The following is a 1219-nucleotide window of genomic DNA, read 5'->3' as shown; positions in this document are numbered from 1 at the left end:
AGCTTTTATATTAGCGGGGGGGGGTAATTTAGCTCTTGCTGATACTGCTCTAAACACTACTAATACATTAGCGCAGAGTAATACTATTAATGTAAGTAATAGCAGTAATAAAAATTATAATGCAGCTGAAACTGATAGAATTATTAATCAAACTGGTGGAACACTAAATATAGGTAATAATACTGCGAAAAATTATACAGATTTAAAAGTAACTTCAACCGGTGGAACTACAAATATTAAAAATGCAAGTATTACTAGTGGCAAATTAGACTTGGATAGTAGAGTTGATTTTGATGGAGTGGTTAATTTTATTAAAACTGATTTACAAGGGAACAAGAATTCAAGTAATTTTAATTATCTACTTAAAGATACTGCTAATGTTACTTTTGATGGTTCAATAATTAGCGATGTTAAATTAGAAGCTTGGTCAGAAAATAATACAAATGGTACTTTAATTATTAAAAATTCATTAATTCATGATAGTTCATTAGGACTTGAAAAGATAAATTCATCTAGCAATGTAACACAAAGACCTTATGTTCCAAAATTAACATTAGAAAGTGTTATATTTGACAAAACTAAAGATGAAAAACTACAAGTTGATAAAATATCAAATATTTTTGCTAGAGATTTAAATGTTAATAATTCATCTATTATTGGAACAGAGATAAGAATTAAAAATAATGCTGAAATAGATTCTACCTTTATTGATGAGAGTTTAATAGCTTTACAAAATACTTCTAGTATAAGTATTAAAAATAATTCTAATATCAATGCTGATATTGATAGTGTATCTATTAACAAAGAAGCAATCAACACAAGTCTTAATATAGATGCTTCTCAAATAGTAAATAATAAGATTAATGTAAATAACTTAACTGCAAGCAATGGTTCTAAAATTATTTCAAATATTGCTACTAGTAATAATATTAGTTTGAATAATTCAGAAATAAGTGGAAGTATAAATGTAGGTAATCTAACTGCTACAAATAATTCAATTATAAATAGCAAATCTATTATAAGTGGAACTACAAATATAAGTGATAGCACAATAAAAGCTGATATTTCAAGTAAGAATTTAAATATTACAAATTCAACTGCTAGTGGAACTGCTGATAAAAAATTAGATATACAATCTACCGGAAATCATATGCAATTAACAGGAGTTGCATTTAATGATGTTTCTCTTGGTTCTGGAAATTTTAGAATTGATTTAAAT

Annotated in this window: 1 protein-coding gene; it reads left to right on the top strand. The window is 25.9% G+C overall.

Annotated features, from left to right (window positions below):
• Positions 1–1219: hypothetical protein (locus AVBRAN9331_RS09685; protein ID WP_336612923.1), on the top strand; the 1219-nt coding region annotated here is incomplete at both ends.

The organism is Campylobacter sp. RM9331 (genome assembly GCF_020137685.1).
Classification (GTDB): Bacteria; Campylobacterota; Campylobacteria; order Campylobacterales; family Campylobacteraceae; genus Campylobacter_E.
The sequence above is the reverse complement of the archived record's forward strand: the minus strand, read 5'-3'. Positions and strand labels throughout refer to the sequence as shown.